Source organism: Photorhabdus thracensis (genome assembly GCF_001010285.1).
Classification (GTDB): domain Bacteria; phylum Pseudomonadota; class Gammaproteobacteria; order Enterobacterales; family Enterobacteriaceae; genus Photorhabdus; species Photorhabdus temperata.
The window spans coordinates 5008623-5034425 of sequence record NZ_CP011104.1 but is presented as its reverse complement, the minus strand read 5'-3'; the positions used below and the strand labels follow the sequence as shown (position 1 = coordinate 5034425).

The 25803-nt window shown below is 43.0% G+C and carries 22 protein-coding genes, 3 tRNA genes, 1 pseudogene and 1 CRISPR repeat array; of the genes and pseudogenes, 10 read left to right on the top strand and 16 right to left on the bottom strand.

The window, feature by feature from the left end:
- Positions 1–6 precede the first annotated feature (6 nt).
- Positions 7–1023 (top strand): type I-F CRISPR-associated protein Csy3, encoded by a 1017-nt coding sequence (gene csy3, locus VY86_RS21985; RefSeq protein ID WP_046976567.1) that lies wholly within the window; start codon positions 7–9, stop codon positions 1021–1023.
- A 9-nt stretch (positions 1024–1032) separates the two neighbouring features.
- The gene (gene cas6f, locus VY86_RS21980) at positions 1033–1587 is read left to right on the top strand and encodes a type I-F CRISPR-associated endoribonuclease Cas6/Csy4 (protein WP_046976566.1); all 555 of its coding nucleotides are present in this window, start codon (positions 1033–1035) and stop codon (positions 1585–1587) included.
- Positions 1588–1717: 130 nt separating this feature from the next.
- Positions 1718–2526: a CRISPR direct-repeat array (repeat unit 28 nt; unit sequence GTTCACTGCCGCACAGGCAGCTTAGAAA).
- A gap of 103 nt (positions 2527–2629) precedes the next feature.
- Here cas6f and iolB read toward each other — a convergent pair.
- The 8 genes from iolB to VY86_RS21940 form a co-directional block, all read right to left on the bottom strand.
- A complete protein-coding gene (iolB, locus tag VY86_RS21975) occupies positions 2630–3457 on the bottom strand; it encodes a 5-deoxy-glucuronate isomerase (RefSeq protein WP_046976565.1) in 828 nt (275 codons plus the stop codon).
- A gap of 38 nt (positions 3458–3495) precedes the next feature.
- Complete coding sequence (iolE, locus tag VY86_RS21970) at positions 3496–4386, bottom strand: myo-inosose-2 dehydratase (protein WP_046976564.1); 891 nt, start codon at positions 4384–4386, stop codon at positions 3496–3498.
- 39 nt (positions 4387–4425) lie between these two features.
- Complete coding sequence (locus VY86_RS21965; protein WP_046976563.1) at positions 4426–6330, bottom strand: bifunctional 5-dehydro-2-deoxygluconokinase/5-dehydro-2-deoxyphosphogluconate aldolase; 1905 nt, start codon at positions 6328–6330, stop codon at positions 4426–4428.
- Positions 6331–6405: 75 nt separating this feature from the next.
- Entirely contained in the window at positions 6406–7539 is a 1134-nt protein-coding gene (locus VY86_RS21960; protein WP_046977038.1) for a Gfo/Idh/MocA family protein, read from the bottom strand.
- Positions 7540–7889: 350 nt separating this feature from the next.
- Positions 7890–9560: a solute:sodium symporter family transporter gene (locus VY86_RS21955; RefSeq protein ID WP_046976562.1), complete on the bottom strand. Its 1671-nt coding sequence runs from the start codon at positions 9558–9560 to the stop codon at positions 7890–7892.
- 118 nt (positions 9561–9678) lie between these two features.
- Positions 9679–10665 (bottom strand): inositol 2-dehydrogenase, encoded by a 987-nt coding sequence (gene iolG, locus VY86_RS21950; protein WP_046976561.1) that lies wholly within the window; start codon positions 10663–10665, stop codon positions 9679–9681.
- A gap of 359 nt (positions 10666–11024) precedes the next feature.
- Positions 11025–12959, bottom strand: coding sequence for a 3D-(3,5/4)-trihydroxycyclohexane-1,2-dione acylhydrolase (decyclizing) (gene iolD / locus VY86_RS21945; RefSeq protein WP_046976560.1), 1935 nt, complete (start codon positions 12957–12959; stop codon positions 11025–11027).
- A gap of 16 nt (positions 12960–12975) precedes the next feature.
- The gene (locus tag VY86_RS21940) at positions 12976–14487 is read right to left on the bottom strand and encodes a CoA-acylating methylmalonate-semialdehyde dehydrogenase (protein WP_046976559.1); all 1512 of its coding nucleotides are present in this window, start codon (positions 14485–14487) and stop codon (positions 12976–12978) included.
- A gap of 303 nt (positions 14488–14790) precedes the next feature.
- Here VY86_RS21940 and VY86_RS21935 point away from each other — a divergent pair, with 303 nt between their 5' ends.
- From VY86_RS21935 to VY86_RS21920, 6 genes and pseudogenes are all read left to right on the top strand, one after another.
- A complete protein-coding gene (locus VY86_RS21935) occupies positions 14791–15624 on the top strand; it encodes a MurR/RpiR family transcriptional regulator (protein ID WP_046976558.1) in 834 nt (277 codons plus the stop codon).
- Positions 15625–15848: 224 nt separating this feature from the next.
- On the top strand, positions 15849–16217 hold the full coding sequence (locus tag VY86_RS21930; RefSeq protein WP_046976557.1) for a hypothetical protein: 369 nt from the start codon (positions 15849–15851) through the stop codon (positions 16215–16217).
- A gap of 140 nt (positions 16218–16357) precedes the next feature.
- Positions 16358–16519, top strand: coding sequence for a hypothetical protein (locus VY86_RS23850; RefSeq protein WP_387695315.1), 162 nt, complete (start codon positions 16358–16360; stop codon positions 16517–16519).
- Between the two features lie 35 nt (positions 16520–16554).
- A complete protein-coding gene (locus tag VY86_RS21925) occupies positions 16555–16974 on the top strand; it encodes a helix-turn-helix domain-containing protein (protein WP_238591530.1) in 420 nt (139 codons plus the stop codon).
- A 67-nt stretch (positions 16975–17041) separates the two neighbouring features.
- A pseudogene (locus VY86_RS23845) lies at positions 17042–17329 on the top strand (type II toxin-antitoxin system RelE/ParE family toxin).
- A gap of 17 nt (positions 17330–17346) precedes the next feature.
- Positions 17347–17670 carry a HigA family addiction module antitoxin gene (locus VY86_RS21920; RefSeq protein ID WP_046976556.1) on the top strand — a complete coding sequence of 108 codons (324 nt, stop codon included), beginning with the start codon at positions 17347–17349 and terminating at the stop codon, positions 17668–17670.
- Between the two features lie 65 nt (positions 17671–17735).
- On the opposite strand, the gene VY86_RS21915 is transcribed toward VY86_RS21920, so the two are convergent.
- Positions 17736–19274 carry a peptide MFS transporter gene (locus VY86_RS21915; RefSeq protein WP_046976555.1) on the bottom strand — a complete coding sequence of 513 codons (1539 nt, stop codon included), beginning with the start codon at positions 19272–19274 and terminating at the stop codon, positions 17736–17738.
- 591 nt (positions 19275–19865) lie between these two features.
- On the bottom strand, positions 19866–20807 hold the full coding sequence (locus VY86_RS21910) for a Kdo(2)-lipid IV(A) acyltransferase (protein WP_046976554.1): 942 nt from the start codon (positions 20805–20807) through the stop codon (positions 19866–19868).
- On the opposite strand from VY86_RS21910, the gene VY86_RS25060 reads away from it, so the two are divergent.
- Both VY86_RS25060 and trhO read left to right on the top strand, forming a co-directional pair.
- The gene (locus VY86_RS25060; protein ID WP_052760891.1) at positions 20806–21030 is read left to right on the top strand and encodes a DinI-like family protein; all 225 of its coding nucleotides are present in this window, start codon (positions 20806–20808) and stop codon (positions 21028–21030) included. The two genes, VY86_RS21910 and VY86_RS25060, sit on opposite strands and share 2 nt — an antisense overlap.
- A gap of 260 nt (positions 21031–21290) precedes the next feature.
- Positions 21291–22349, top strand: a complete 1059-nt coding sequence (gene trhO / locus VY86_RS21900; RefSeq protein WP_046976553.1) for an oxygen-dependent tRNA uridine(34) hydroxylase TrhO — start codon at positions 21291–21293, stop codon at positions 22347–22349.
- 63 nt (positions 22350–22412) lie between these two features.
- Here the strand turns inward: trhO and VY86_RS21895 are convergent, their stop codons facing one another.
- The 6 genes from VY86_RS21895 to VY86_RS21870 all read right to left on the bottom strand — a co-directional run bounded on the left by VY86_RS21895 (position 22413) and on the right by VY86_RS21870 (position 25659).
- Positions 22413–23015, bottom strand: a complete 603-nt coding sequence (locus VY86_RS21895; protein ID WP_046977035.1) for a LuxR C-terminal-related transcriptional regulator — start codon at positions 23013–23015, stop codon at positions 22413–22415.
- Between the two features lie 203 nt (positions 23016–23218).
- Positions 23219–23473, bottom strand: coding sequence for a biofilm formation regulator BssS (gene bssS, locus VY86_RS21890; RefSeq protein WP_046976552.1), 255 nt, complete (start codon positions 23471–23473; stop codon positions 23219–23221).
- Positions 23474–23674: 201 nt separating this feature from the next.
- The gene (gene pyrC / locus VY86_RS21885; protein WP_046976551.1) at positions 23675–24727 is read right to left on the bottom strand and encodes a dihydroorotase; all 1053 of its coding nucleotides are present in this window, start codon (positions 24725–24727) and stop codon (positions 23675–23677) included.
- A 217-nt stretch (positions 24728–24944) separates the two neighbouring features.
- Positions 24945–25020: transfer RNA gene (locus tag VY86_RS21880), tRNA-Asn, on the bottom strand.
- Between the two features lie 247 nt (positions 25021–25267).
- Positions 25268–25343: transfer RNA gene (locus tag VY86_RS21875), tRNA-Asn, on the bottom strand.
- Positions 25344–25583: 240 nt separating this feature from the next.
- Positions 25584–25659: transfer RNA gene (locus VY86_RS21870), tRNA-Asn, on the bottom strand.
- Positions 25660–25803 lie beyond the last annotated feature (144 nt).

Genomic DNA, 25803 nt, shown 5'->3' with positions numbered 1-25803 from the left:
ATTCATATGTCTAAATCAACCATTAAAACGGCTTCTGTACTGGCGTTTGAACGTAAACTTTCTAATTCTGATGCTGTCATGTTTGCAGGAGACTGGGAGGGGTGGGGGAAAGCGCAAGAGTGGCAACCTATTGCTATTCAAGAAAAAGCTGTCCGAGGGACGATTTCCAACCGCCTGAAAAACGCTTTAACCAGCGACCCGGCTAAACTGGATGCGGAAATTCAAAAAGCAAACCTGCAACGTGTCGATGTTGCCGCATTGCCTTTTGATGCCGATACATTGAAAGTGAGCTTCACATTACGGGTTTTAGGAAATCTTTCAACGCCATCGGTATGTAATGATCAGGATTATCAGGCTGAACTGGCAAATGTAATTAACGGTTACATTGCCGAGCATGGTTTTAAAACGCTTGCTGCACGTTATGCAGAAAATCTGGCTAATGGACGGTTCTTGTGGCGTAACCGGGTTGGCGCAGAAGAAATTAAGGTTCGTGTGAAGGGTAAAAGTGGCGAATGGTGGACCTTTAACAGCGAAGATTTTAGTTTACGTGAATTCGGTAAAGCAGAAGGTAACTTGGCTAAACTTGCTGCCGAAATTGAGGAAGGGTTGGCGGGTAGTGGATCAACATTCTTTAACGTTGAAGCGTTTGTTCACTTAGGCTGTGGTCAGGAAGTTTTCCCTTCTCAAGAGTTAGTTCTCGACAGCAACAGTAAAAAAAGCAAAGTGTTGTATCAGGTCAACGAGATCGCTGCGTTGCACTCACAGAAAGTAGGTAATGCGCTTCGCACTATTGATACTTGGTATCCTGATGCATCTGAGTTGGCTCTTGGCCCCATAGCTGTTGAACCCTATGGTTCAGTAACCAGCCGGGGTAAAGCTTATCGTCAGCCTAAAGTAAAAATGGATTTCTATACTCTGCTGGATAACTGGGTTGTCAAAGGAAAAGCACCAGAAGTAGAGCAACAACACTACGTTATGGCGATTCTGATTCGTGGTGGTGTTTTTGGTGAAAAAGGTGAATAAGGGGATACGATGGATTATTACCTTGAAATCCGCGTCCTTCCTGATCTTGAGTTCAGCCCGCAAACGCTTATGGATGCGTTGTTTGCTAAGCTGCATCGAGCCTTGGGGCAGGTGGGCAATGGGCGGATTGGTGTCAGCTTTCCGCGTGCGGGAAAATCGTTGGGGAACACGTTGAGGATTCACGGTTCAAGCGAAGCGTTGCAGGATTTACAAGCGTTACCTTGGTTAAAAGGGCTCAGGGATTATACGGAGGTGACCGATAGTCAGCCAGTACCTCAAGACACTCAATATCGTTGTGTTAGCCGGGTACAGGTTAAAAGCAACGCAGAGCGGCTTCGTCGTCGTTCGATCAAAAAGAGGTGGTTAACTGAGGAGCAAGCTCGGCAATGCATCCCAATAAGCAAAGAACAACGTACTGATTTACCGTTTCTGAGTCTTAAGAGTTTGTCATCAGGGCAAAGCTTTCCGTTGTTTGTCGAACAGGGACCAATAGAAGACAGACCAACTCCAGGAGTTTTTAGTTCTTATGGATTAAGTGCATCAGCTACCATCCCCTGGTTTTGACCCTTTTTTAGCGGTTAATTATAACCTTTTGATTTATTTAAGAGATTAGCCGCTGCTTCTAAAAAGGGTTTTTTCCGCTTTTTTTAACTATGCTCTTTAATAATCAGTAGGTTAAAGCTAGTATTTAACAGTTCACTGCCGCACAGGCAGCTTAGAAAAACCTGCCTGAGTCGCTAATCCGTCTTTACCCGTTCACTGCCGCACAGGCAGCTTAGAAACGGAAATCACGAGCAGTCCGGCAATTGGAACCAGTTCACTGCCGCACAGGCAGCTTAGAAAGCATAGGCAGCTTAGAAATATCTTGGTGTCCAGTTCACTGCCGCACAGGCAGCTTAGAAATTAACCTGATTCCTGATTCCCCTAACCCTATAGTTCACTGCCGCACAGGCAGCTTAGAAATAGCAATCAATTCAACTCTATCACTGAGTTGTGTTCACTGCCGCACAGGCAGCTTAGAAATGTGAGATGCCGTTACTGCAACGGAGACGTAAGTTCACTGCCGCACAGGCAGCTTAGAAAAACAAAGCCCCCGAAGGAACATGAATCCATCTGTTCACTGCCGCACAGGCAGCTTAGAAACAAAATGGCAAGGTTTGCGTGACAGATATTATGTTCACTGCCGCACAGGCAGCTTAGAAACGGATAACCAGCACGACCGCCAGTAATTTGACGTTCACTGCCGCACAGGCAGCTTAGAAAAAATTTGACCCCTTTGTTCCTGGCTTCTAAACGTTCACTGCCGCACAGGCAGCTTAGAAACGACGTAACAACGGCGGGTCACAGCGGCGGCGTTCACTGCCGCACAGGCAGCTTAGAAAAAATGGGTTTGCTACTACATTATTCATCTCTGGTTCACTGCCGCACAGGCAGCTTAGAAACTGTTCGCTTCGCTTTGACGAGTGCAGCCAGTTGTTCACTGCCGCACAGGCAGCTTAGAAAGCTTGCAGTTCTAAAGCATATGCAAGATAACAGTTCACTGCCGTACAGGCAGCAGCGCGCCCAGTTGAGCGCGCTAGAAAAAGTTAATTTTGCTTGATATAGGTTATTTCTTATGCTTGTAAGCATATTCTTCACTGTTAACCCATTGATGGTCTTTCTCCCAGGTGAATAGCCACTTGCGGGTTGGTCCCGCCATTACATTGAGATAGTAGTTGTTATAACCAGCAATGGTTGCCACGGGGTGATAGCCTTTGGGAACCATTACCACATCCTTGTTATAAACCGCCATTGATTCATCCAGTGAATAGTCATCGGTATAGACTCGTTGCATACAGAATCCCTGTGATGGATTCAGGCGATGGTAATAGGTTTCCTCCAGATAGGTTTCCTGTGGTTCATTGTCCGTATCGTGTTTATGGCTGGGATAGGAGCTGGTGCAGCCTTCGTCGGTAAAGACTTCGACCACTAATAAGCTATCAGCAGGTTTGTTATCCGGCAGGATATTGTGAACATAGCGTTGGTTGAAGCCGCTCCCACGTTTTTCTGCATCAATATCCTGCGGTGTAATCAGGCGAGTCGGGTAGCTTCCTTTACCCGGAGCCTGACACACCGCCAGTTCGAGAGCTGTATCGGCAATAACGTCAACAGATTCACCCGCGGTGATATAGACGGCATAGGGCTTTTTGCGTTCAAATGGCTCCATGCGATCACCAATATGCTCAAATTTTTGATGTGGCGTGATAACCGTGGCTTTCCCTGCCACCAGCACCAGACAGGTTTCATTTTCTGATGCGGGTAGTGTGATTTTCTCACCTGTAGTTAACTCATAAACATCGAAGTGGACATATTTCCAGTTTGCAAATTCCGGTGTGATATGTTGAGTTCGTTTATTCCGATCCGGTGCATGATATTTTGATAGTAATTTGGACATATTACCTGCCTCAGCATTGCTTTTGCGTGAATCAAGTCTTAAAACAATCCGGCATCTCTGGCAAATTTGCGCAAATTGTTATAGCCCATCGTTGCGTAGGTGAGTGGGTGAGCAACAGCCGGATCTTGTTCTGCTTCAACCACCAGCCAGCCTTGATAGTGGTGTTTTTTCAGTACCTGAAAAATTGACGGATAATCAATACAACCGTCTCCCGGTACGGTAAATACGCCACTCAGTACAGCATCAAGAAAACTGGTTTTGCGGTTTTTCACATCCTTGAGTACATCAAGGCGAATATCTTTACAGTGAACATGGTTGATGCGTTCCACCCAGCGTTCTGCGACCACCAATGGATCAGCGCCAGCAAATGTCAGATGGCCGGTATCCAGCAACAACCCAACTTCATCTCCGGTATTTTCCATTAGATAATCAATATCTTCCGCAGTTTCAATGACGGTTCCCATATGATGGTGATAAGCAATTTGAACCCCTTGTTCTTGAGTGTAACGAGCAAATTCAGTCAGTTTCTTACCATATTCTTGCCAGCGATCAGCGGGAAATTGAGGACGAAGATGAACCGGCTTGCTCTGATCGCCGTGAATACAATTTGTCACTTCAGCAAATACCATCACATTCGCCCCCAGTTCGCGTAACAGCGTCAGGTGAGATTGTACCGCTTTAATCTCTTCTGCTACCGAACGGGTAAGCAATTCGCCGGAGTACCAACCGGATACCAGTTTTAGATCGTGTGCGGCAAGAATAGGGCCTAATATGCTGGCCTGACGAGGGAATTTATTGCCCAGTTCAAAACCGGTAAAGCCTGCCTGACGACCTTCAGTTAGACAGGTTTCCAGAGGCGTTTCTGCGCCGAGAGTGGGTAAGTCGTCATTGGTCCAGGTCAGAGGGTTGATACCAAGTTGCACAGTCATGATGAATCTCCTGTAAGATGAAATAATTTTGTTATGTTCCTATCCGCGCTGACGCCACAAACTAATCAGGTTGTGATAGTTAGTTTTTATCTGTTGAATCAGTTCGTTATCATCAATTTCATTTTTTAGCCACTGTAGCGATGGCTGGCCGAACAGGGTTCTTCCGACAGCAAAACCTTTGACGATAGATTTTCCAGCCGCGGCATTGAAACCCGCTTTTAGCTCTTCCTGTGGAGCGTCAAGACCAAGAATAACTACGCCGCGGCAATATGGGTCCCGTTGCTGGATTAAATGGTTAATCTTGTCCCAGCTATCGGCGTTGAGAGGAGGAAGTTTCCACCAATCCGGTTTGATGCCGAGGTTATAAAAGCGTTTGAGCGCACGGATATAGTCTTCATCTGAATGTTCCATTTCCGCAGGTAAAATCACTTCCAGCAAAAGTTCATGGCCGGACTTACCGCATGCGGCATAGATTTCCTGAATTTTTTTCTCTTGTGCCAGGCGAAGAGCGGGAGCATCTTCTGGGTGAAAAAACACCAGACATTTGACGATGTGTTCCAGTGGCCAGTCGATAAGTTGGGAGCCGATGCAGCCATGTTCTAGACAGAGCGGGCGGGAGCCAGGTAGTTCTATTGGCCGGCCTATCCACCAACCCTGACCCGTTATTTCATTCAAAACATCCTGACCAAAAGTGCTGTCACATAGCAGGCCCGCTTTTCCTTGTAATCCTGCTTCTGCGGCAACTTCCCGGCTGGCGTGCAGTAAAAGTTGTTTTAATAATGGAACGCGCTTGATACTGGCATCTGCTTGACGGGCCATTTCGATAAATTGGGTACGGTGGTCAAATGCCATCACACACAGTTCATCCCACTGATTTTTACGGGTGCCAATACGGTGAAGGTGATTCAGTGTTTCATCCAAATCAGGGCGTAGCACCTGATTGGCTCGTGACAGATAGTTATCAAGCTCTTTTTTATTTGGCATAGCCGGAGCACATCCATGACGGGAAACGACTAATGCGCCACAGGCATTTGCATAGGTACAGGTTTTTTCCCAGCCTTCGTCATGAAGATAGCCCCGCAACAGGCCAGACATAAAAGCATCCCCCGCACCCAGCACATTGAGAACATCAATCTGAACGCCCTGTACGGTAATGCCATCGTCCAGATCATCAGGGATTTCAGCGGTAAAAATAGAACATCCCAGTGCTCCACGTTTGCAGACCAGTTCAGCCGAAGTCTGCTTACGGGTATTGCGTAGTGCTTCGATGGTATCGGTGGAACCACCCGCAATGTGGAACTCTTCTTCCGTTCCAACAATCAGGTCAAACAGCGATAATACTTCCTGTAACTGGGCTGTTACCTGTGCTGATTCGATATAACGGGTTTCACCATCTCCCAAAGAAGTCAGCCCCCAAAGGACAGGGCGATAATCGATGTCGATAACCGTTTTTACACCATGACGGCGGGCGTAGTTAAGGGCAGTCAAGACTGCATCGCGGGTATTCGGATGAGAAAGGTGTGTTCCGGTGATTGCCAGGCAACGGGCTGATGCAATGTATTCTTCGCTGAAATCATCACGGGTCATTGCCATATCGGCGCAGTTGTCACGATAGAAAATCAGCGGAAAGGTTGTTTTATCTTTGATCCCCAGCAGCACCAGCGCAGTAAGACGCTCTTTATCCGTGATTAGATGGCTGGTATCACAACCAACACGTTGTAACTCTTCCCGGAGGAAACGCCCCATATGTTCATCACCGACTCTGGCCAGCATGGAAGATTTAAGTCCCTGACGGGCAGTACCATAGGCAACGTTACCGGAAGAACCACCAAGATATTTTGCAAAACTTCCCATGTCTTCCAGTCGAGCCCCGATTTGCTGACCATACAGGTCAACGGCTATTCTTCCCATACAGATAACATCAAACTTTTTTGGCTGATCCATTGAACAACTCCTTATTGAGTACAACATCAAGTGTTGCTATGGTGTGCTCCGATAGTGGAACGTTAATAAGAGAAATTAATTAATTTCAGTGATATTCACCCAACGTTGTTCTTTATAAGAATGGGCAATAGCATCCAGAATGCGCGAGACTTTCCAGCCTTCGGTGAAATCCGGCCACATCTCTTGATTGTTGGCGATGCCGTTAATCAGGTCCCTGATTTCCACTGTTTTTTGATCATTGAAGCCGATGCCATGACCTGCGCCGTTGCAGAATGGTGCGTAATCAGGGTGTTCCGGGCCGACAAGAATAGTTTTAAAACCTTGGCGGTTTGCAGGTTCATCGTGGCGGTAAAGTTTTAATTCAGCCATTCTTTCCTGCGTGAAACTCAACGTACCTTTTGTTCCGGTGATGACGTAGTTCAATCCCATTTTTCGGCCACAGGCAACACGGGAAGTTTCAATAATACCCATTGCTCCGCTGTTGAAACGCACCATCGTATGCGCTTGATCTTCGTTTTCTACCGCCACCATGATGCCGGAACCTGTTTCTTCCGGGCGTTTTTTAACGATGATTTCCATATCCCCGCAAACAGTTTGAATATCACCAACCAGATATTGCGCCATATTGATGATATGAGCAGCAAGATCACTTAATGCACCTAATCCAGCTTTATCTTTGAAACAGTGCCAGTGAATAGGAGTGAGTGGATCAGCCATATAATCTTCGTTATGCGTGCCGTAGAAATGAACGACTTCACCGATTTCACCATTTGAAATGATCTCTTTAGCCAGTTGTGCCGTGGGGTTTTTCATATAGTTAAAACCTACCAGTGTTTTCACTCCGGCTTTTTTGGCTGCTTCGGCCATTAATTTTGCATCAGTTGAATTGAATGCTAGCGGTTTTTCACAATAAACATGTTTGCCCTGTTTGATCGCTTCGAGCGCCATCTCTTTATGAAGGAAATTGGGGGAGCAGATATCGACAACATCAATATCAGGATCTGCCACCAATTCGAGCCAATTATCGGTAAAGCGCCGGAAACCTAATGCTTCAGATTGTTTTGCTGCAAGTTCAGTAGTCACTTCCGCTACCATTTCACGAACGAGTCTGCCAGACAGAGGGAAAACAGTCGGAGCTTGTGCATAAGCAATTGCATGTGCCCGCCCAATGTAACCAGTACCGATTAATCCGATGCGAATCTCTTTCATCATTGTTTCTCCGAATTAAAGCTGACAAACCGTTTGTTGTGCGCAGTAGGTTCTTGAGAGTTTGTTCGTTAACCTTGGTTGTTGTCGCACAATTGTTATATGAAATATTTATTTCAAATTCAATATGGTTGGAAATATTAGTTCCGGTTTGTGATCTGATCAGGATTTTTGGGGTAACATAGCGTTATATATAGTTAATTTTTTAATAAGTTGCACATTATCCAAGGATAAAGGATGAAAATAAGTAGATGGATGAAATTTTTATTTCATCTTTATTTTGGTGTATGTGAAAAGTGTGTATTGGCTTTAGTTAAGCCATCTCTTCCCTTTATTACAGGGAAGAGATTTTTCTATTGCTTCCTAAATAGAGCCTTACCCATTTTATAGAATACATAAAGCAGTATTAATGCAGCTATCAGATAATAAATAATCATTATTATTGTGGGAACATTATGTGCGAGAAATACGTACATAGAGATCGATCCCAGAACAATTAACCATGCAATAGGCTTCACCATAGACCACGGCGTAATATCTACCTGCTCGGTATAAATATCTTCAAATGGTTTGGCTGGGAAGAAGTAGCCAATAGCCAGCATGAGAATAATATTGAGGGCAAATAAAATACCAACCAAATGAAAGAAATGCAGGTCAATTTTTAAAATGAAGTTACAGATAATATAAGCGGACATACCGAATAACAGGCCGAGTTTAGCGGCAATAGGAGGTACACGTTTAGTCATTAAACCGACCAGTACCACACTGAGAATTGGAGCGTTAAAAATTCCCTGTAATTGTTGTATAAGATAGAACAGGCCATCCGGCGCATTAGCAACTAATGGAGCAACAATCATGGTTGTTAAAGCTAATCCAAGTCCCAGATATTTACTGACAGCGACTGTTTGAGCTTCGGTTGCTTTTTGGTTGATTCGTTGTTTGTAGATATTAACGATAAAAAGTGTGACAGATGAATTAAGTCCGCCACTGAACGTGGAGAATACGGCACCGACAACGACAGCCGCAAAAAAGCCAACCAATATTTCAGGCAGAACCAGATGTACCAATTGTGGATAGGCATTATCCGGGTTGTCTATTTGTCCTTTGAAAATATGGAATGCGATAATGCCTGGCAGAATAATAATGGATGGAATAATGAGTTTAAAGAAGGCACATAACATGACGCCTTTTTGCCCTTCAGCCAGATTTTTTGCACCAAGGGCTTTCTGAACGATTGATTGATTGGTACACCAGAAAAACATATTGGAAATAATTAAGCCAGTAAATAATGTGGAGAAAGGAACCAGCGAATCCTCACTGCCGATAGAGTTAAATTTATCAGGGTTAGCCTGGTAAACCTCAACTAATCCTTGCCAGGCATTGCCACTGCCGACATAGAGCAGGGCAAAAATTGTTACCATTAATCCGCCAACGATTAAGCCGACTCCGTTAATAGTATCCGCGACGGCAATCGCTTTAATACCACCAAAGATAGCGTAAATGGCACCTAATCCACCGACACCCCAAACCATAATCCATAATGCTGTGGTTTTATCGACACTGAATACATTTGAAACTTGGAATAGACTTTCCAATGCGATCGCACCGGTATACAGCACAATTGGCAGCAGCGAAATGACATACATAGCCAGGAATAGTATTGAGGTAATAAGCAGGGTATTTTTGTCAAACCGGCGTTCAAGATATTCCGGAATGGTTGAAATGCCGAGTTTCAGATATTTAGGCAGGAAATAAAGAGCAAATAAAACAATAGTAATAGCGGCTATGACTTCCCAGGCCATGACAATAAATCCGGTTCGGAATGCTAGCCCATTCAAACCGACTAAATGTTCTGTAGAAAGGTTCATCAGCAACATGGAACTACCGATATAAATACCGGTGAGAGAACGACCACCAAGAAAATAACCTTCAGTAGATTCTGTCAGGCGGGAATTATGTGTTTTGTAATAAGCAAAACCAGCGACTAATAAGGTAAATCCGATAAATGAGAGAAAAGCGAGCATACTATCCTCCACGCCTGATTTACGGTTTTCAGGCAGCAATGTGCTAACGGGAAAGGGGGTTTTCCCGTTTTTATTGTGAAAATAAATTGTGAGTCAGTTATTCAGGTGTGGGCCTGTTTTATAATTTGATTTCTTTACCGGAATGCAGGGATTCAAGTGCTTTATCTGCCAGATAGAGTGCCTGTTCGCCGTCAAAACCACTACATTCTGGTGTGGCACGGTCAGCCATGACATTGACGAAATGATCCCATTCAGCAATATAGGCTTCCCGGTAACGTTGCAGGAAGAAGTGCTCAGGTCTGGCTGCTAAACAGCCGGTGTTTTCCCAGAGTTCAACGCTGTTTTCTTTGATGTTGCCAGCACTAAGCAACCCTTTTTCACCATGTAGTTCAATCCGCTGGTCATAGCCATAACCGGAGCGTCGGCTGTTAGTAATGGCTGCCATTGCCCCTGATGGGAATTTCATAATGATAAAGGCGGTGTCGATATCGCCGGCTTGCCCAATTGCCGGATCAACCAGATTACTGCCTTGGGCATATATTGAGCATGGCTCTTCACCGATAATAAAACGTGCCATATCGAAGTCATGTATTGTCATATCCCGGAACATTCCACCAGAGACTTTGACGTATTCAGCAGAGGGAGGAGAGGGATCACGGGAAGTAATCAACAGAGATTCGGCTTTTCCTATCATGCCGGTATCAAACAGTGTTTTTAACCGGCGGAATTGCGGATCGTAGCGACGGTTAAAGCCAATAAATAAGGGGACTTGATACTGTTTAACAGTTTCAAGGCAGTGATGAACACGTTCAATATCAAGGTGAACCGGTTTTTCACAGAAGATTTTTTTGTGATGCTTTGCTGCGAGTTCGATGAGATCTGCATGAGTGTCCGTCGCTGAAGCAATAAGGATACCATGAACTTCCGGATCAGATATTGCCTGTTCAATGGCTTGTACTTTTGTCTGGTATTTCCGTGCTAAAGATTCAGCACTCTCTTGGTTCGGATCGACAACGGAATAAAGGCAGGTTTCTTTATGATTCGCGATATTCGCCGCATGTACCTGACCAATACGCCCAGCGCCAAATAATGCAATGTTAAACATAGATGCTCCTTGATACCTGGGTACTGCTTGTGGGATATTCAGGAATATATCAAATAAAACATTTATTTCAATTTAACTATATTTGGAAATTATATTTTTGTGTGCCGGATAGCATTTTGTAATCATAATATTAAATTTATGTTAAACAGATCACGTAAAGTAAGATTCATACTGGCCGGAATAAACTATTTTTCCTTTAAAAACAAATGAAAATACTGATTCGATTAAGTCATTGCTACGCTTAACAATAAAGATTGAATAAAAAGATAAAGCAATTCATTTTCGAAATAAAAATTTCAAAAATAGTATCGGAAGTCATTAGGAAAAGTGGCCTGCCTCTTGGCAGGCCATCAACTTTTTTAATACTGACGTATTTTGGTTGCAACCATCTCCTTTATTTTCTTTGATGCAGATTCTATAGCTGGATTCTCGGCTACCTGTGCCGTTCCTATTCGCCACCATGATTCATAGCCATGTGTCATGGTTTTAGGCAATACTTTAATATCTATCAACACGGGTATGGTCTGTTTTCTCGCTTCCTGTAACGCGTAAAACAGTTGCTGTTCATCGTGAACGTTGTAACTTTTGCAGCCGTAGCTTTCTGCATTTTTGGCAAAATCGACTTTAATCAGTTTTCCATCCATGTAACCACTTTCTGGATTCCGGTAACGGTTTTCTGTGCCAAAACTGCCCATCCCTTGGCTCATTTGCAGGTTGTTGATACAGCCGAATCCCGCGTTATCAAACAGCAACACGGTGATCTTGATATTTTCCTGTACCGCGGTTTGCAGCTCCGAATGAAGCATCATATAAGAGCCATCACCCGCTATGGCATAAACGGGTTGGTCAGGGCAGGCGAGTTTGGCGCCAATAGCCGCGGCTATCTCATAGCCCATACAAGAATAGCCATACTCAAGATGGTAAGTATCCGGTTGTTTCGGCTGCCATACCCGCTGTAAGTCGCCGGGCAGGGAACCCGCCGCACCAACAATAATCGCTTCGGGTTCAAGGTGTTTATCCAATAATCCCAATACCCTAGTCTGTGTCAGGCGGGTTTGTAATGTTTGGCTGTACTCTTCTAATTTATCATCAAGATGACCGGGGATTTCTGGAGTAAAACCTTCCTGATACTGCACTTCTAACAGACGATTTAACTCTTTTCGCCACACTGCTCGCGCCTGAGGAATTTCATCTTGATAACTACTGCGATAACTCGATTGAATAAGCTGCTCTGCAATGGTATTTAATCCTGCCCGGGCATCTGCCACGACAGGAAGCGCATCCAGTTTACAGGCGTCGAATTCCGCGACGTTGATAGTGAGAAATTCAACATCTGGATTCTGAAACAGGGATTTGGATGCAGTTGTGAAATCAGTAAACCGGGTGCCGACACCAATAATCAAATCGGCTTCTTTGGCTATCAGGTTGGCTGCAAGACAGCCTGTTGTTCCTAAACCACCACAATTAAGTGGATGGTCGGCAACCACAGCACTTTTACCTGCCTGTGTTTCAGCAAAAGGGATATTGAAGTTTTCTGCAAACTGACGGAAAGCGTCATGTGCTTCTGAATAGCGCACGCCGCCACCGCAGATTAACAAAGGCTTTTTCTTACGGCTTATTAGTGTCACCGCATCGTTGATCATGGCGACAGATGCCGGGCGGCGTTCAATACGATGAAGCCGTTTTTGGAAGAAGTAGTCCGGAAAATCCCAAATTTCCCCTTGAACATCCTGCGGCAGACAAATTGTGACAGCGCCTGTATCCGCGGGATCGGTCAGAACCCGCATGGCATTAATCATCGCGCTCATGAGTTGTTCTGGCCTGGAGATACGATCCCAGTAACGGGAAACAGGGCGGAAACAGTCATTTGTGCTGATGGTATAGTCATGGAATTGTTCAACTTGCTGTAAGACCGGATCAGGCTGGCGGCAGGCGAATAGATCACCGGGTAATAGCAACAGCGGGATCCGGTTAGCTGTGGCGGTTGCAGCGGCTGTTACCATATTGGCGGAGCCAGGGCCGACAGATGAGGTCACGGCAAAAATCTGTTTGCGCTTTTTCTGTTTAGCAAAACCGGTTGCGATATGAGCCATGCCTTGCTCATTGCATCCCTGGTAAACTGTCAAGTGACCGGGATCTTGCTCCAGTGCTTGCCCTAATCCGACAACATTACCATGACCGAAAATGGTAAAAACGCCTCTGATGAATGGGTATTGTTCTCCATCTACTTCCACATATTGTTGATTCAGGAATTTCACCAATGCTTGAGCGGTTGTCATTGTTGATTTGTTCATTTCACAGAGCTCCACTTTATTCCATCGTTGGCATGATAAAACTGCTGGAATGATGTTCTAACCTGATACTTTCCGGCCAGCGGCTGGTGACTGTTTTCATGCGGGTGTAGAAACGAACACCGTCATTGCCATGAACGTTGAGTGGACCAAAAATCGAACGTTTCCAGCCACCAAAGCTGTGGAATGCCATAGGCACCGGAATTGGGACATTAATGCCGACCATACCGGCCTGTACATCTTCGCTGAATTGGCGGGCGGTTTCTCCATCGCAGGTGAATATGGCGGTACCGTTACCATACTGATGGTGATTAATTAACGTTAGTGCGGTGGCATAATCAGGTACACGAACAATGGCTAGGACTGGGCCGAAAATCTCTTCCTGATATATTTTCATCTCTGGCGTGACGTTATCAAACAGCGTCGGGCCGATAAAATAGCCATTTTCATAACCGGGAACGTTGAGTTGACGGCCATCGATCAATAGGCTGGCTCCTTGTTTTTCGCCACTGGCGATATAGTCACAGATTTTGGCTTTGTGTTGGGCCGAGATAACCGGACCCATATCATTCTCTTTGCCTTCATTAATAGCGGGTCCGACAGACATTTTGCTGATCTGCTGATGTAGTTTTGCAATCAGAGCATCTGCTGTTTCATCCCCAACCGCTAATACAACAGACAGTGCCATGCAACGTTCACCTGCTGCCCCAAAAGCCGCGCCTATAATTGCGTTACAAGCCATATCAAGGTCAGCATCCGGCATGAGAATACAGTGGTTTTTTGCTCCGCCCAGTGCCTGACAACGTTTCCCATGTGCAGAGGCGGTCGTATAGATGTATTCGGCAATGGGGGTAGAACCAACAAAGCTAACGGCCTGTACTCTCGGATCAGTTAGCAGGACATCGACTGCTTCTTTATCCCCGTTGACAACATTAAATACACCATCGGGTAAACCGGCTTGTTTAAGCAGCAGAGCTAATTCAACAGCAACAGAAGGATCTTTTTCTGAAGGCTTCAATACGAAAGTGTTCCCTGTAGCCAGCGCGATGGGGAACATCCACATAGGAACCATTGCCGGGAAGTTGAAAGGGGTAATACCCGCACAAACCCCCAAAGGCTGCATCAATGAGTGGCTATCAATGCCTGTTCCGGTATTAGCGGAATGTTCACCTTTTTGCAAATGAGGAATGCCGCAGGCAAATTCAACAACTTCTAGGCCACGGGTTAATTCACCGATGGCATCTGAGTAGATTTTTCCATGTTCTTCTGAAATCAATCGCGCTAATTTGTCTATATTGGCTTCCAGCAAGGTTTTGAACTGGAACATCACACGGGCGCGTTTAAGCGGTGAAATTTTAGACCATCCGCTGTAAGCCTGATGAGCAGTTTCAATTGCTTGTTCAACTTCATAAGCTGTGCTTAGTGCTACCTGACGTATCTGTTTTCCCGTTGCTGGATTGAAAACAGGAGAAAAACGGGCGCTGTGACTAGGAATGAGTTGCCCGCTAACATAATTCTTTATTTGTTCCATTCTGAGCCTCTCTTACAGATCTTAATGTTTGTACTGAATCAGAAACTTTGATAATAGATATATGAAATATTTGTTTCATTTTCAATCATATTTGGAACGATAAGTAATTAGTGTGATCGAAGTAATGTTTTATGAATAACAGGTAATTCGGTGACTAATTAGTTGTTAATCAATATCATTATAATAATAAACCATTACAATGAGTGGATTATGTATTTCATTCTCAACTATAAAAATGAAATATGATTCATCTTATAGGATAAAACTATTACAATTACCGGCAATAAATTTTATGGGGGATTTATGTCTGTAGCATCGAATCTGAATGAATTTCAAGAACAAGTCCGTTCACGCTATGGTGAATTGAGTAAACGCTTGCAACAAGTAGCCCAGTATGTGCTGGATAATACCAATAGTGTGGCTTTTGATACTGTTGCTGTGATAGCCAGAGAAGCTGATGTTCCTCCATCAACATTAATTCGTTTCGCTAATGCGTTTAATTTCAGTGGCTTTAATGAGATGAAACAGCTATTTCGTGTGCATATGGTAGAAGAAACTGCCAGTTATGCAGACAGAGCCAGATTATTCAGGGAATTGGATGGTGAGCAGGAGCCGTTGGAAGATCCACAACATATTTTGCAGGAATTTGCCCGTTCTAATGTGCAGGCTATGCAACAGCTGGCTACCCGAACAGCCCCTGAAGATTTAAAAAACGCGGTAGATTTATTGGCTCAGGCTAAGAATATCTACATTATTGGGCTGCGCCGTTCTTTCAGTGTGGCTGTTTATCTTTCTTATGCATTGAGTCATCTGGAATGTCGTCCATTATTAGTGGATGGTTTGGGGGGGATGTTCAGGGAGCAGATTAACTTAATTGGGCAAGAAGATGTTGTCGTTTCAATCAGCTTTACCCCTTATGCAGAAGAAACATTGATGATCAGTGAGAGGGCGGTGAAGGCAGGGGCAAAACAGATAGTGATTACTGATAGTCAGATTAGCCCTCTTGCCAGTTTCAGTGATGTCTGCTTTGTGGTTAAAGAAGCACAGGTGGATGCATTTCGTTCCCTGTCTGCAACGTTGTGTTTAGTGCAATCTTTGGCAGTTGCTCTGGCTTATCGGCAAGGAAACACTATTTAATTGTGATAATGATAATTTTGTATTCCTGATGAACATGCTAATGACTATTAACCCGCCGGTACCGGCGGGTTAATTTCTACTAGGTTAGTGGAAAAATCCCAGTTTAAATAAAATGTAAACCTGATATTAATAACTGACTTTTTATACGTAAATGTTGTTGATTCTTATTGACAATAATCATTTAATAATTGTTTGGAGTTATGGTTTTAAAGAGGGATCATACGATGATTAAAGGATCGCGTTACATTTTTGTCATTTTATCTGCAATTTCTTTCCAGGCATTTGCTTTAAATTTCCATTATAAAAGTGATATTCCGGCAGACAATAAGCCATCAGCAGAATATATGAAGCAGAGAGAAAATCTTGAGCCCAACCGTTTGAATGTGGATAAACTCACTGAGGATAATGAACTTGTGAAAAAATGGGAACAGGAAAGACAGGTTAAAGAAACAAAAAGATATGCCGAACACTGGCAGAATAATGAACGATTTAATTATGGGATCAATGATTCAATCCTGCGGGATATTGAGCGCGCTAATCGAATTGAACAGAACGGGGGAATGACCAGAAGTAACTTTTTTGATAAGAAATGATCACTATTCAAAGCTATTTGAATAGTGAATTGAGTGAGTTACCGGAAAAAGCAGCTTGTCGATAATTGTTGACAGCCTTTCGAAAGAATTTCCTCTACGGTCATGTGAATATAATGATTTCATACTGAGTGGAGAAAGATATGGAACAGATTGAGTGGGCTGATTTTGAAAAAGTCGACATGCGGGTTGGCACAATTATTTCGGCAGGATTGAATGCCAAAGCCAGCAAACCTGCCTTAATCAGCGACAATAAATATGTCTCATCAATTACCTTCATTATATTTACGCCGGTATTCAGCTGAAACTATTAGCCATAGCCATCAGGGGTTATGGCAGTTTGTTTTTGGCTATAACGGGCAGTTGGAATTACCCACAGCTACCCGCCTGCCATGCTGATGTTGCCCGTTTACTACTGGCTCAGTTACCACAAATAAGCTCGCTTTCAGCCCTGGTAGCAAAACTACATCAGGGGCTTGCCGGGCGTTTGCATGAAAAAATGACGGTGGTGGATATGGCCGATATTTGCGCGGTATCTGCCAGCACTTTGCACCGCAAACTTTTTATTGCAACTGGCATGAGCCCAATGGCTTATTTGAAAACATGCCGGATGAAACTTGCTTATAATTTATTGGTTAACAGTTATAAGCCTTTGACTGATATTGCTTTTCTTTCCGGCTATGCTTCCCAGTCAGCTTTTACCTTTGCATTTAGTCAGCATTATGGCTGCACACCAGCCAGGCTGCGTAAGACAAAATGATATTTTCAGAATTTTATGACTTGATGCACAATGATATTGTGCGTAATATACAGACAACGAGGATGTTATGGCGATTGAATTCAGGGATAGGTGGTTAGAAAGCTTTTATGAACAAGATTTACCACACAAATGTATACCCGTTTCTCTACAGAGCGCTTTATACAGAAAACTGCAAATTCTGGATGCTTCGGTTAAAGAAGCCGACTTAAGAATCCCTCCGGGAAACCATTTTGAACATTTGAATGGTTATTTAAGGGGATGATGCTCAATAAGAGTAAACAGGCAATACAGGCTTATTTTTCAATGGATTGATGGTATTGCAGTTGATACATATCTGGATCCTCATAACTATTAAACTGAGGGAAATAAATAATGAGAAATACAAAACGTCGCCCTGCAACTGTGGGTGACATATTGGTGAGTGAGTTTCTGGAGCCTCTTAATATTGAAATTAATGTATTGGCTGAAGCTATGGGCGTTCATCGCAATACGTTAAGCAGAATTGTGCATGATAAAGGCGCATTGACTGTTCCTATGGCGATTAAGTTGGCTGCGGCCTTGGGGAATACTGCTGAGTTTTGGCTTAATATTCAGCATTCTGTTGAATTGTGGGATGTACGTAATCATGCATATCAGACGGAATCACTGAATGTAAAACAGATAGTTAAGCCATCAATCATAACGGCAGTGCACTGATGGATTTGTTGTTAGGAGCATAAAGCCATCTGAATCATAAGATAGCTTTATGCTGGCTATAGATATTATTGAGTTTTCATTTCTGATTTATCGGCATTATTAAGCAGGCGGCGAATGGGCACAATTAACACCATCAGCACGGCTGCACAAATCACCAGGGCCAGAGAGACGCGGGAGAACAGATCAGGCAGGCTGTCCAGTTGATCAGCACGAACATGTCCACCAATCAGGCCAGCAGCCAGATTACCCAGTGCATTTGCACAGAACCACAAGCCCATTATCTGACCACGCATTCGTGATGGCGCCAGCAGCGTCACAGTGGCAAGGCCAATCGGGCTAAGGCACAGCTCACCGAGTGTCAGAAACAGAGAACTGGATACCAGCCAGAAAGGAGAAACGGTTTCACCTGTTGCCAGTACATTTTGCGCAGCCAGAATCATCACGCCAAAACCACCGGCAGCGAACAGAATACCAATAATGAATTTACTGATACTGCTCGGGTTGATGTTGTTTTTTGCCAATCTGGGCCAGAACCAACTGAATACGGGGGCCAGCAGGATAATAAACAGCGCATTAATTGATTGGAACCATACTGTCGGGATTTCAAACCCCATCACCATACGGTCAGTATAATCATTGGCAAACAGGTTGAATGACGTTGGCGTTTGCTCGTATGCAGACCAGAAGAATGCAGCAGATATTAGCAGAATAAAACAGACCAGCAGGCGCGAACGGTCACTACTGCTTAAGCCGGCAAACAGGAACAAATAGGCAAAGTAAAGTGTTACACAAAATGAGATCACATAAACCATTGCGCTGGCTACGGCTACCGGATTGAATGGAATGACACCAAGGATTAGCAGAGTAATAATGGCAATGATAGCGATAACAGTAGTAAAAACCCATTTTCCAACGTTTTTACGCTTTACTGTAGGGTGGTCCCAGCTTGAATCTAAACCACCTTCTTTATCATATTGGCGCATCAAAGGGATCGCGTAGAAACGGAATATCAATAGGGCAACCAGCATTCCCAATCCTCCGATACCAAAACCCCAGTGCCAGCCATAGTCACGAACCAGCAAGCCAGTCGTCAGAGGAGCAATGAAGGAACCGATATTAATCCCCATATAAAATAGGGAGAAACCACCATCACGACGTGGATCATCTTTTTTATACAGAGTTCCGACCATAACGGTGACACAGGTTTTAAACAATCCTGTACCTAATACGATCAGTAATAAGCCAATAAAGAACAAATAATGACTTAAAAAAGCGGAGAGAGCGATAGACAGATGCCCTAATGCAATAATGATCGAACCATACCAGACGGCTTGACGTTGACCCAACCAGTTATCCGCCAGCCAGCCGCCAGGCAGGGCAGTCAGATAAACACTCCCGGCAAAAATACCGACGATAGCAGCGGCTTGTTCACGGGGAATACCCATGCCACCATCATAGATAGATGCTGCCATAAACAAGATCAGTAGTGGGCGAATGCCGTAGTAAGAGAAACGTTCCCACATTTCTGTGAAAAACAGGGAACTTAATGGATAAGGATGTCCGAAGAAGGTTCGGTTTTTTGTGTTGTTAATGGAGGATTGCATCTAAGTTTTCCTATAATACTGCACTCCAGGAGTGTCATGTGTGCAACAAATCAAGCTTTTAAAAAGCTCTTTCAGCTTTGGTTTAGAGTAAACCAAAAAGCCACGTTTTTTTATTAAATGACGTCCTGTCTTATTAATATATTTTTAACATACTTTTCGGCTAATTTTATTAACAAACCGAATATTTCTTACTTTATATTCCATTTTTCATAGTAAAGTTCGACAGAAATCTCATTTCTCACCACGGGTTGATTAAAGTGATGATGAGCCCTATTGACTTATTTATATTTTTCATGTTTTTGTAAATGAAAAGATTTTAGAGTAATAAATTAAGTAATAGCGATGATATATGAATAATCTTTTCAGAGGCCAGATATTGAGAGTGATAATGAAAGGTAAAAAAGTACAGTCATTTGATTATTAGCTACGTGTTTATTTAGCTACTTTAGTTTATATTTTTTATATAAACATCGGTAATAAATCAGATTAAAAGGTACAACATCAATATTGGAATAAAATAATGGATTATTAGGCTGTATGTGAAAGTCATTATGGCCGTTTCTTAGATGAAGAAACAGCCGTTAATGATATTTAATGGACTTTGTCGGACTGCCCGTACAGAGAAGGCTGACCATCAGGCCGGGTTTTAAAGCGACGATGTAGCCACATATATTGATCAGGAGCCTGTAAGATCTCCTGTTCTACGACTTTGTTCATAAAAGCTGCTGCTTTCACTTCATCGCCTTTAGGGAATCCATCTACCGCGGGTTGAATAATTAATTCATAACCTTTTCCGTCAGGCAGGCGGCGGGGGGTAAATGGGATCATTGCCGGATCAGAAAGACGCACAAGTATAGAGGTGCCTGTGGTTGTTGCGACATGTTCTACAGCAAATAGCGGCGCGAATACGCTGTTTCGTGGGCCGTAATCATGATCGGGTGCGTACCAGACGATTTCGCCATTTTTCAGACAGCGGATCATGCCTTTGACATCTTTTCTATCCAGCATATATTTGTTGGAGCGCAGTCGTCCCCATGTTTGTAACCAATCCATAACCGGATTATCATTTGGGCGGTAAACACCAATTCCCGGATTGAGTAAACCGAGAATTCGGGCACCCAGTTCCAGCGTCAGGAAATGAATACCGATAACAATAATTCCTTGTTCGCGAGCCTGGATTTTTTGGATATTTTCCCTTCCGGTAACTTTAAACCAGCGTTCTACCCGCCAGTCGGGCCAAAACCAGGCCATACCCGTTTCAAATACCCCCATTCCGACGGATTCGAAGTTTTTTATTAGCAGCTCATTGCGCTTTTCCTGAGGCATATCGGGAAAACATAGCTCAAGATTTCTTTCAGCAACTCTGGCGCGTTTTTTCAGAAAGCGCATGGAGAATCTGCCCAGACGGGTACCTATCCAATAAATAATGGGATAGGGGAGCAGAACCAGCAAGTAAAGCAGGCTGATACCAAACCAGGTAAGCCAATAACGGGGATGAAGCAGTGAGCGTTGAAAAGAAGGTGCGTGTATCATGGATTCTCAGGTTTGGTTCCAAATAAGATGGACAAAACAATTCGCCTATTGTGACACTTTTTGCTGGGATATCGAAGTTTTCAGACATGAAATGTTTAGGATATCGATTGTAAGTCATGTTCTGGCCGGTTCTATCCGTGGTGGTACTCCCGATGACCGGAAAGCCGTTGAAGAAATTCTGCAAGAGACATGGGAAAGTGCTGATGATTGGTTCCAGCCCTGAATGAGGGTTAAGTTAAACTACAGCCAGTTAAACCGGTGGTTGCCATCAATCTGAGGTGTTTATCCTATAGTTTGTGATGTGAGGGATTTCATAATCAATCAATGGGAGGGGAAGACCTCCCATTTTATTATTGATTTTCTGTTACCGGGTTACAAATTACTACTCGTTGAAAATCATTTTCGTTATCATACCCGCTTGATGGCGGAGGCCATCACTTATTACATCTAATCTTAATGACTTGAAATTCAGGAAAGTACACCATGCCAGTGTTACATAACCGCATTTCTAATAAGGAGTTGAAAGCACGCATGCTGGCGGAGACCCAGCCTCGTACTACCATCTCTTTTTATAAATATTTTAATATCTTAGATCCTCTGGCTTTCCGTAACAGCCTGTATCAACAATTTACTGAGCTTTCAGTATTTGGCCGGGTTTATATTGCCAAGGAAGGGATTAATGCACAGATAAGTTTACCAACTCATCATCTGGAAGCATTCAAAGCTTTATTGTATGGCGTTGATCCTGCGTTGGATAATCTGAGGTTGAATATTGCACTTGATGATGATGGAAAGTCTTTCTGGGTTTTGCGTATGAAAGTGCGTGATCGTGTAGTGGCTGACGGTATTGAAGATGAAACTTTTGATTCATCAAAAACCGGTGAATATCTTAAAGCAGAGCAGGTCAACCAGATGTTGGATGATCCTGAGACGCTATTTGTCGATATGCGTAATCACTATGAATATGAAGTCGGGCATTTTGAAAATGCAATTGAAATTCCTTCTGATACCTTCCGCGAACAATTGCCAATGGCAGTGGAAATGTTGCAGGATAATAAGGATAAAAACATTGTGATGTATTGCACCGGTGGTATTCGGTGTGAAAAAGCCAGTGCCTATATGTTGCACAATGGTTTTAAAAACGTATATCACGTAGAAGGCGGTGTTATCGAATATGCCCGTAAAGCCAGGGAGCAGGGATTACCAGTGCGTTTTATGGGTAAAAACTTTGTATTTGATGAGCGGATGGGAGAACGTATTTCAGATGATGTCATTGCTCATTGCCATCAATGTGGTGTGTCTTGTGATAGCCATACTAATTGTAAGAATGATGGCTGCCACCTGTTGTTTATTCAGTGTCCGGAATGTGCCGCTAAATTTGAAGGTTGTTGCAGTGAAGCATGCGGGGAAGAAGTCAGGCTACCAGAAACGGAACAGCGTGTTCGTCGGGCTGGTCGAGAAAATGGAGCAAAAATATTTAATAAATCCCGGCATCGTCTACAGGATGGATTGAATATTACCTCATTACAGTTGACTAAATAGTGTTATTAATAGCTGGCACAGAGATTGTTGTGCCAGTCTATTTATTTTAAGATAATAATTTTTTCAGTAGAGATATTTAAATACATTGTAAATAAAACAGAGTTCAATTCTATTATGTACTTTTATTTTTTCAGTAATATGCCTTTTATGAGAATATACTGTACTATTACTGATGTTTAATTTTTGAGATATCTGGTAATTTGGAATTTCTTTCATCCAGTAATCGATGATTTTATGCTCTTGTGGACTAAAAATAGAACAGTACTCATCAATTGTCATTTGATGTTTCTGAATTTCCTGTAATGTTATTTTACTCAATTTATTAAGTAAATAGGGAAGGCTTTTCTTTGCTAAAATAAAAGTATTGCTTTTCAGTGCAATATAATTTTCACAGTAAGGGTAGGCGTTATTAAGATATATGTAGATACGTGTGTTATCTATAAGAGTAATAAATTTCTGTAAATTAGAACAATAACTAGAATGGCGACAATAATGAGTCAAATTAGCTAAAACAATATCAGGAGAAAAATGAGCTACAATATCTATAGCTTCGTTAATTGAAGATGAGTCAACAATTTCAATATCTTCAACATTGTCATTTTTCTTTAAAAATTCACTGATACCTGAACGGGTGTAATAGCACTCTTCAACGACTAAGATTTTCATTATTGTACGTCCCTGTTCTTGTTTGGCCGAACTCACAATAAACGCCTTATCTATTGATAGTCAACTCGGCAATTGCGATAGTTAAGCCAGCTTAATCCGAAATTATTATCTAATTATATGGTATTACAGACAAAATCGTTGGGGTGAATCAATGTGCCTCCAGGCCGGACACCCAGTTATAGGGGTGTCCGGGCTTGAGATTATTAATGCTTAGTATGGTTCAGATCGCTGTATTCTGAGGATTCGATCTTTTCAATTCCTGCCTGGAGGATGTATATCAATTGCTTTGCAATGTCAGTTGTCAACCATAAGGTTCGATCTACCATGACATGTTCTGGTGTTTGATCTTGGGAGGACAAATAGTGAAGGCGTAGCATCACAGCATCATACGTATCAACGGTACTGACATCCCAACCTACAACAGGATGCGTTTGAATAACTTCATTTTTACTGCCCATAAAACCTCCTAATCAGATCACTGCATTATTTATTAATATCATTGACTAAGAGCAAACTACCTCATTCTTGAATGAGTCATTATTAGTATATGCTTTTTAGTGAAAGTAAGAAGGTTTTTTGTTAGGAATTATTGGTTCATTCGCTGGTGGGTTGATAGGCCATGTAAATTAATGGGGACGATGACTATCCCCATGTGTATGTCAGTCTGCTATTTTTACTTCCCAGCGGGCATCTTCGCCAGCCAGAAATGGAATAAGTTTTTCATTGTTGCAATCAATGTGTTCAATGACCGTGGAAGATTTGCGGGTCAATTCGACAAAGCCTTCGTTGACGGGCAGTCCGTAAAATCCAGGGCCATTAAGTGAACAGAAGGCTTCAAAATGTTGTAATGCATTCATCTCTTCAAACACTGTTGCGTAAGCAGGTAACGCGGATGGTGCGTTAAATACACCAGCACAACCACAGGATGACTCTTTTTTGTGCAGCGCGTGGGGTGCAGAGTCTGTACCTAAGAAAAAGCGATTACAGCCACTGGCGACGGCTGCCCGCAAAGCATCCTGGTGAATATTGCGTTTCAGAATAGGCAGACAGTACAGGTGTGGGCGTATCCCACCAACCAGCATATGGTTACGGTTAAACATGAGATGCTGTGGAGTCAATGTTGCTCCCAGATTATTACCGCCTTCCAGTACATATTGTGCAGCTTCTTTGGTTGTTATGTGTTCAAACACAACTTTCAGTGCCGGGAACTGATTACGCAATGGTTCCATTACCTGTTCAATAAAGCGGGCTTCTCGATCAAAAATATCAATATGAGAAGCAGTAACTTCACCGTGTACAAGCAGAGGCATCCCCAGTTTTTCCATTATTTCTAATAATGGATAAATATTCTTTACATCAGAGACACCGTGACTTGAATTGGTTGTGGCATTGGCAGGGTAGAGCTTACAAGCGGTAAAAATGCCTTCTTTATAACCAATTTCTATCTGAGAACTATCAGTAGAATCAGTAAGATAACAAGTCATAAGAGGCTGGAAATTATCTCCTTCGGGGATGGCTGCTAGTATTCTGTTTCGATAGGTTCTGGCACTAGCCACTTCTGTAATCGGCGGAAGTAGATTAGGCATGACGATAGCCCGCCCGAAATAGCGACTGGTATAAGGAACGACAGTTTTTAGCATTTCACCATCACGGAAATGAATGTGCCAGTCATCAGGGCGGCGGATTTTTATTGTATATGATTTAGTGGTCATGAAACCGGCTCCAGTATATATGATAGGAAGGAAATATGCTGAGTTCAGCATATTCAAGCCGGGAATGGATAATAAAGCTAAAACAGTTAAATAGCTATTAATGAATGTAATATTTAGTAAAAAATTTAGCTAAATCAATAAGCTCAGGGTAATCAGAGGTGGATTTTCTTATCAATAAGGAAAAAATGAAATATGAGGGTAAAACAAGAGATGAAGTTGGCTCCTCCAACTGGACTCGAACCAGTGACATACGGATTAACAGTCCGCCGTTCTACCGACTGAACTATGGAGGAACTCCTTCACAACGGGGCGCATATTAGCGGTACACTTTTGCTTTGTCAAAGTAGAAAACAACAAATCGTGATTGTTTGCTGGTAAACTGAACTTGTTGGTTTGTTTTTATTCTAAATAATGGTTATTTGATGGAATTATATGCTATGAGAGTGGGTTGGATAGCGTTATTGTGTTGGTGTAACGGTGTCAGGTAATTAGCGAAATCGGAAAAGCAAAAAACCCGCATCAAGCGGGTTTTTCTTAATTTGGCTCCTCCAACTGGACTTGAACCAGTGACATACGGATTAACAGTCCGCCGTTCTACCGACTGAACTATGGAGGAATTGCTTCACAACGAGGAGCATGTTAGCGGTACACTTTTGCTTTGTCAAAGCAGAAAACAACAAATAAGATTTGTTTGCTGGCAAACTGAACTTATTGCTCTGTATTTATGCTGAATGAGGGTTGTTTGCTGGAACTGTATACTGTGGAAGTCGGTTGATTCGGATTATAAATGTTACGTTGTAAGTGGAGAGTGGAATCAGAAACGCAAAAAGCCCGCGTTAAGCGGGCTTTTCTAATTTGGCTCCTCCAACTGGACTCGAACCAGTGACATACGGATTAACAGTCCGCCGTTCTACCGACTGAACTATGGAGGAATTGTTCCTGAGAACGAGGCGAATAATAGCTGGGTATTTGGGGCTTGTCAAAGGGGAAAAGTAAAAATTGAGTTTGATTGATTAACTGGTGTTCAAAATGATGTTTTTTGCTATTTTCCAGTTCAGGAAATACAAGAATTAACT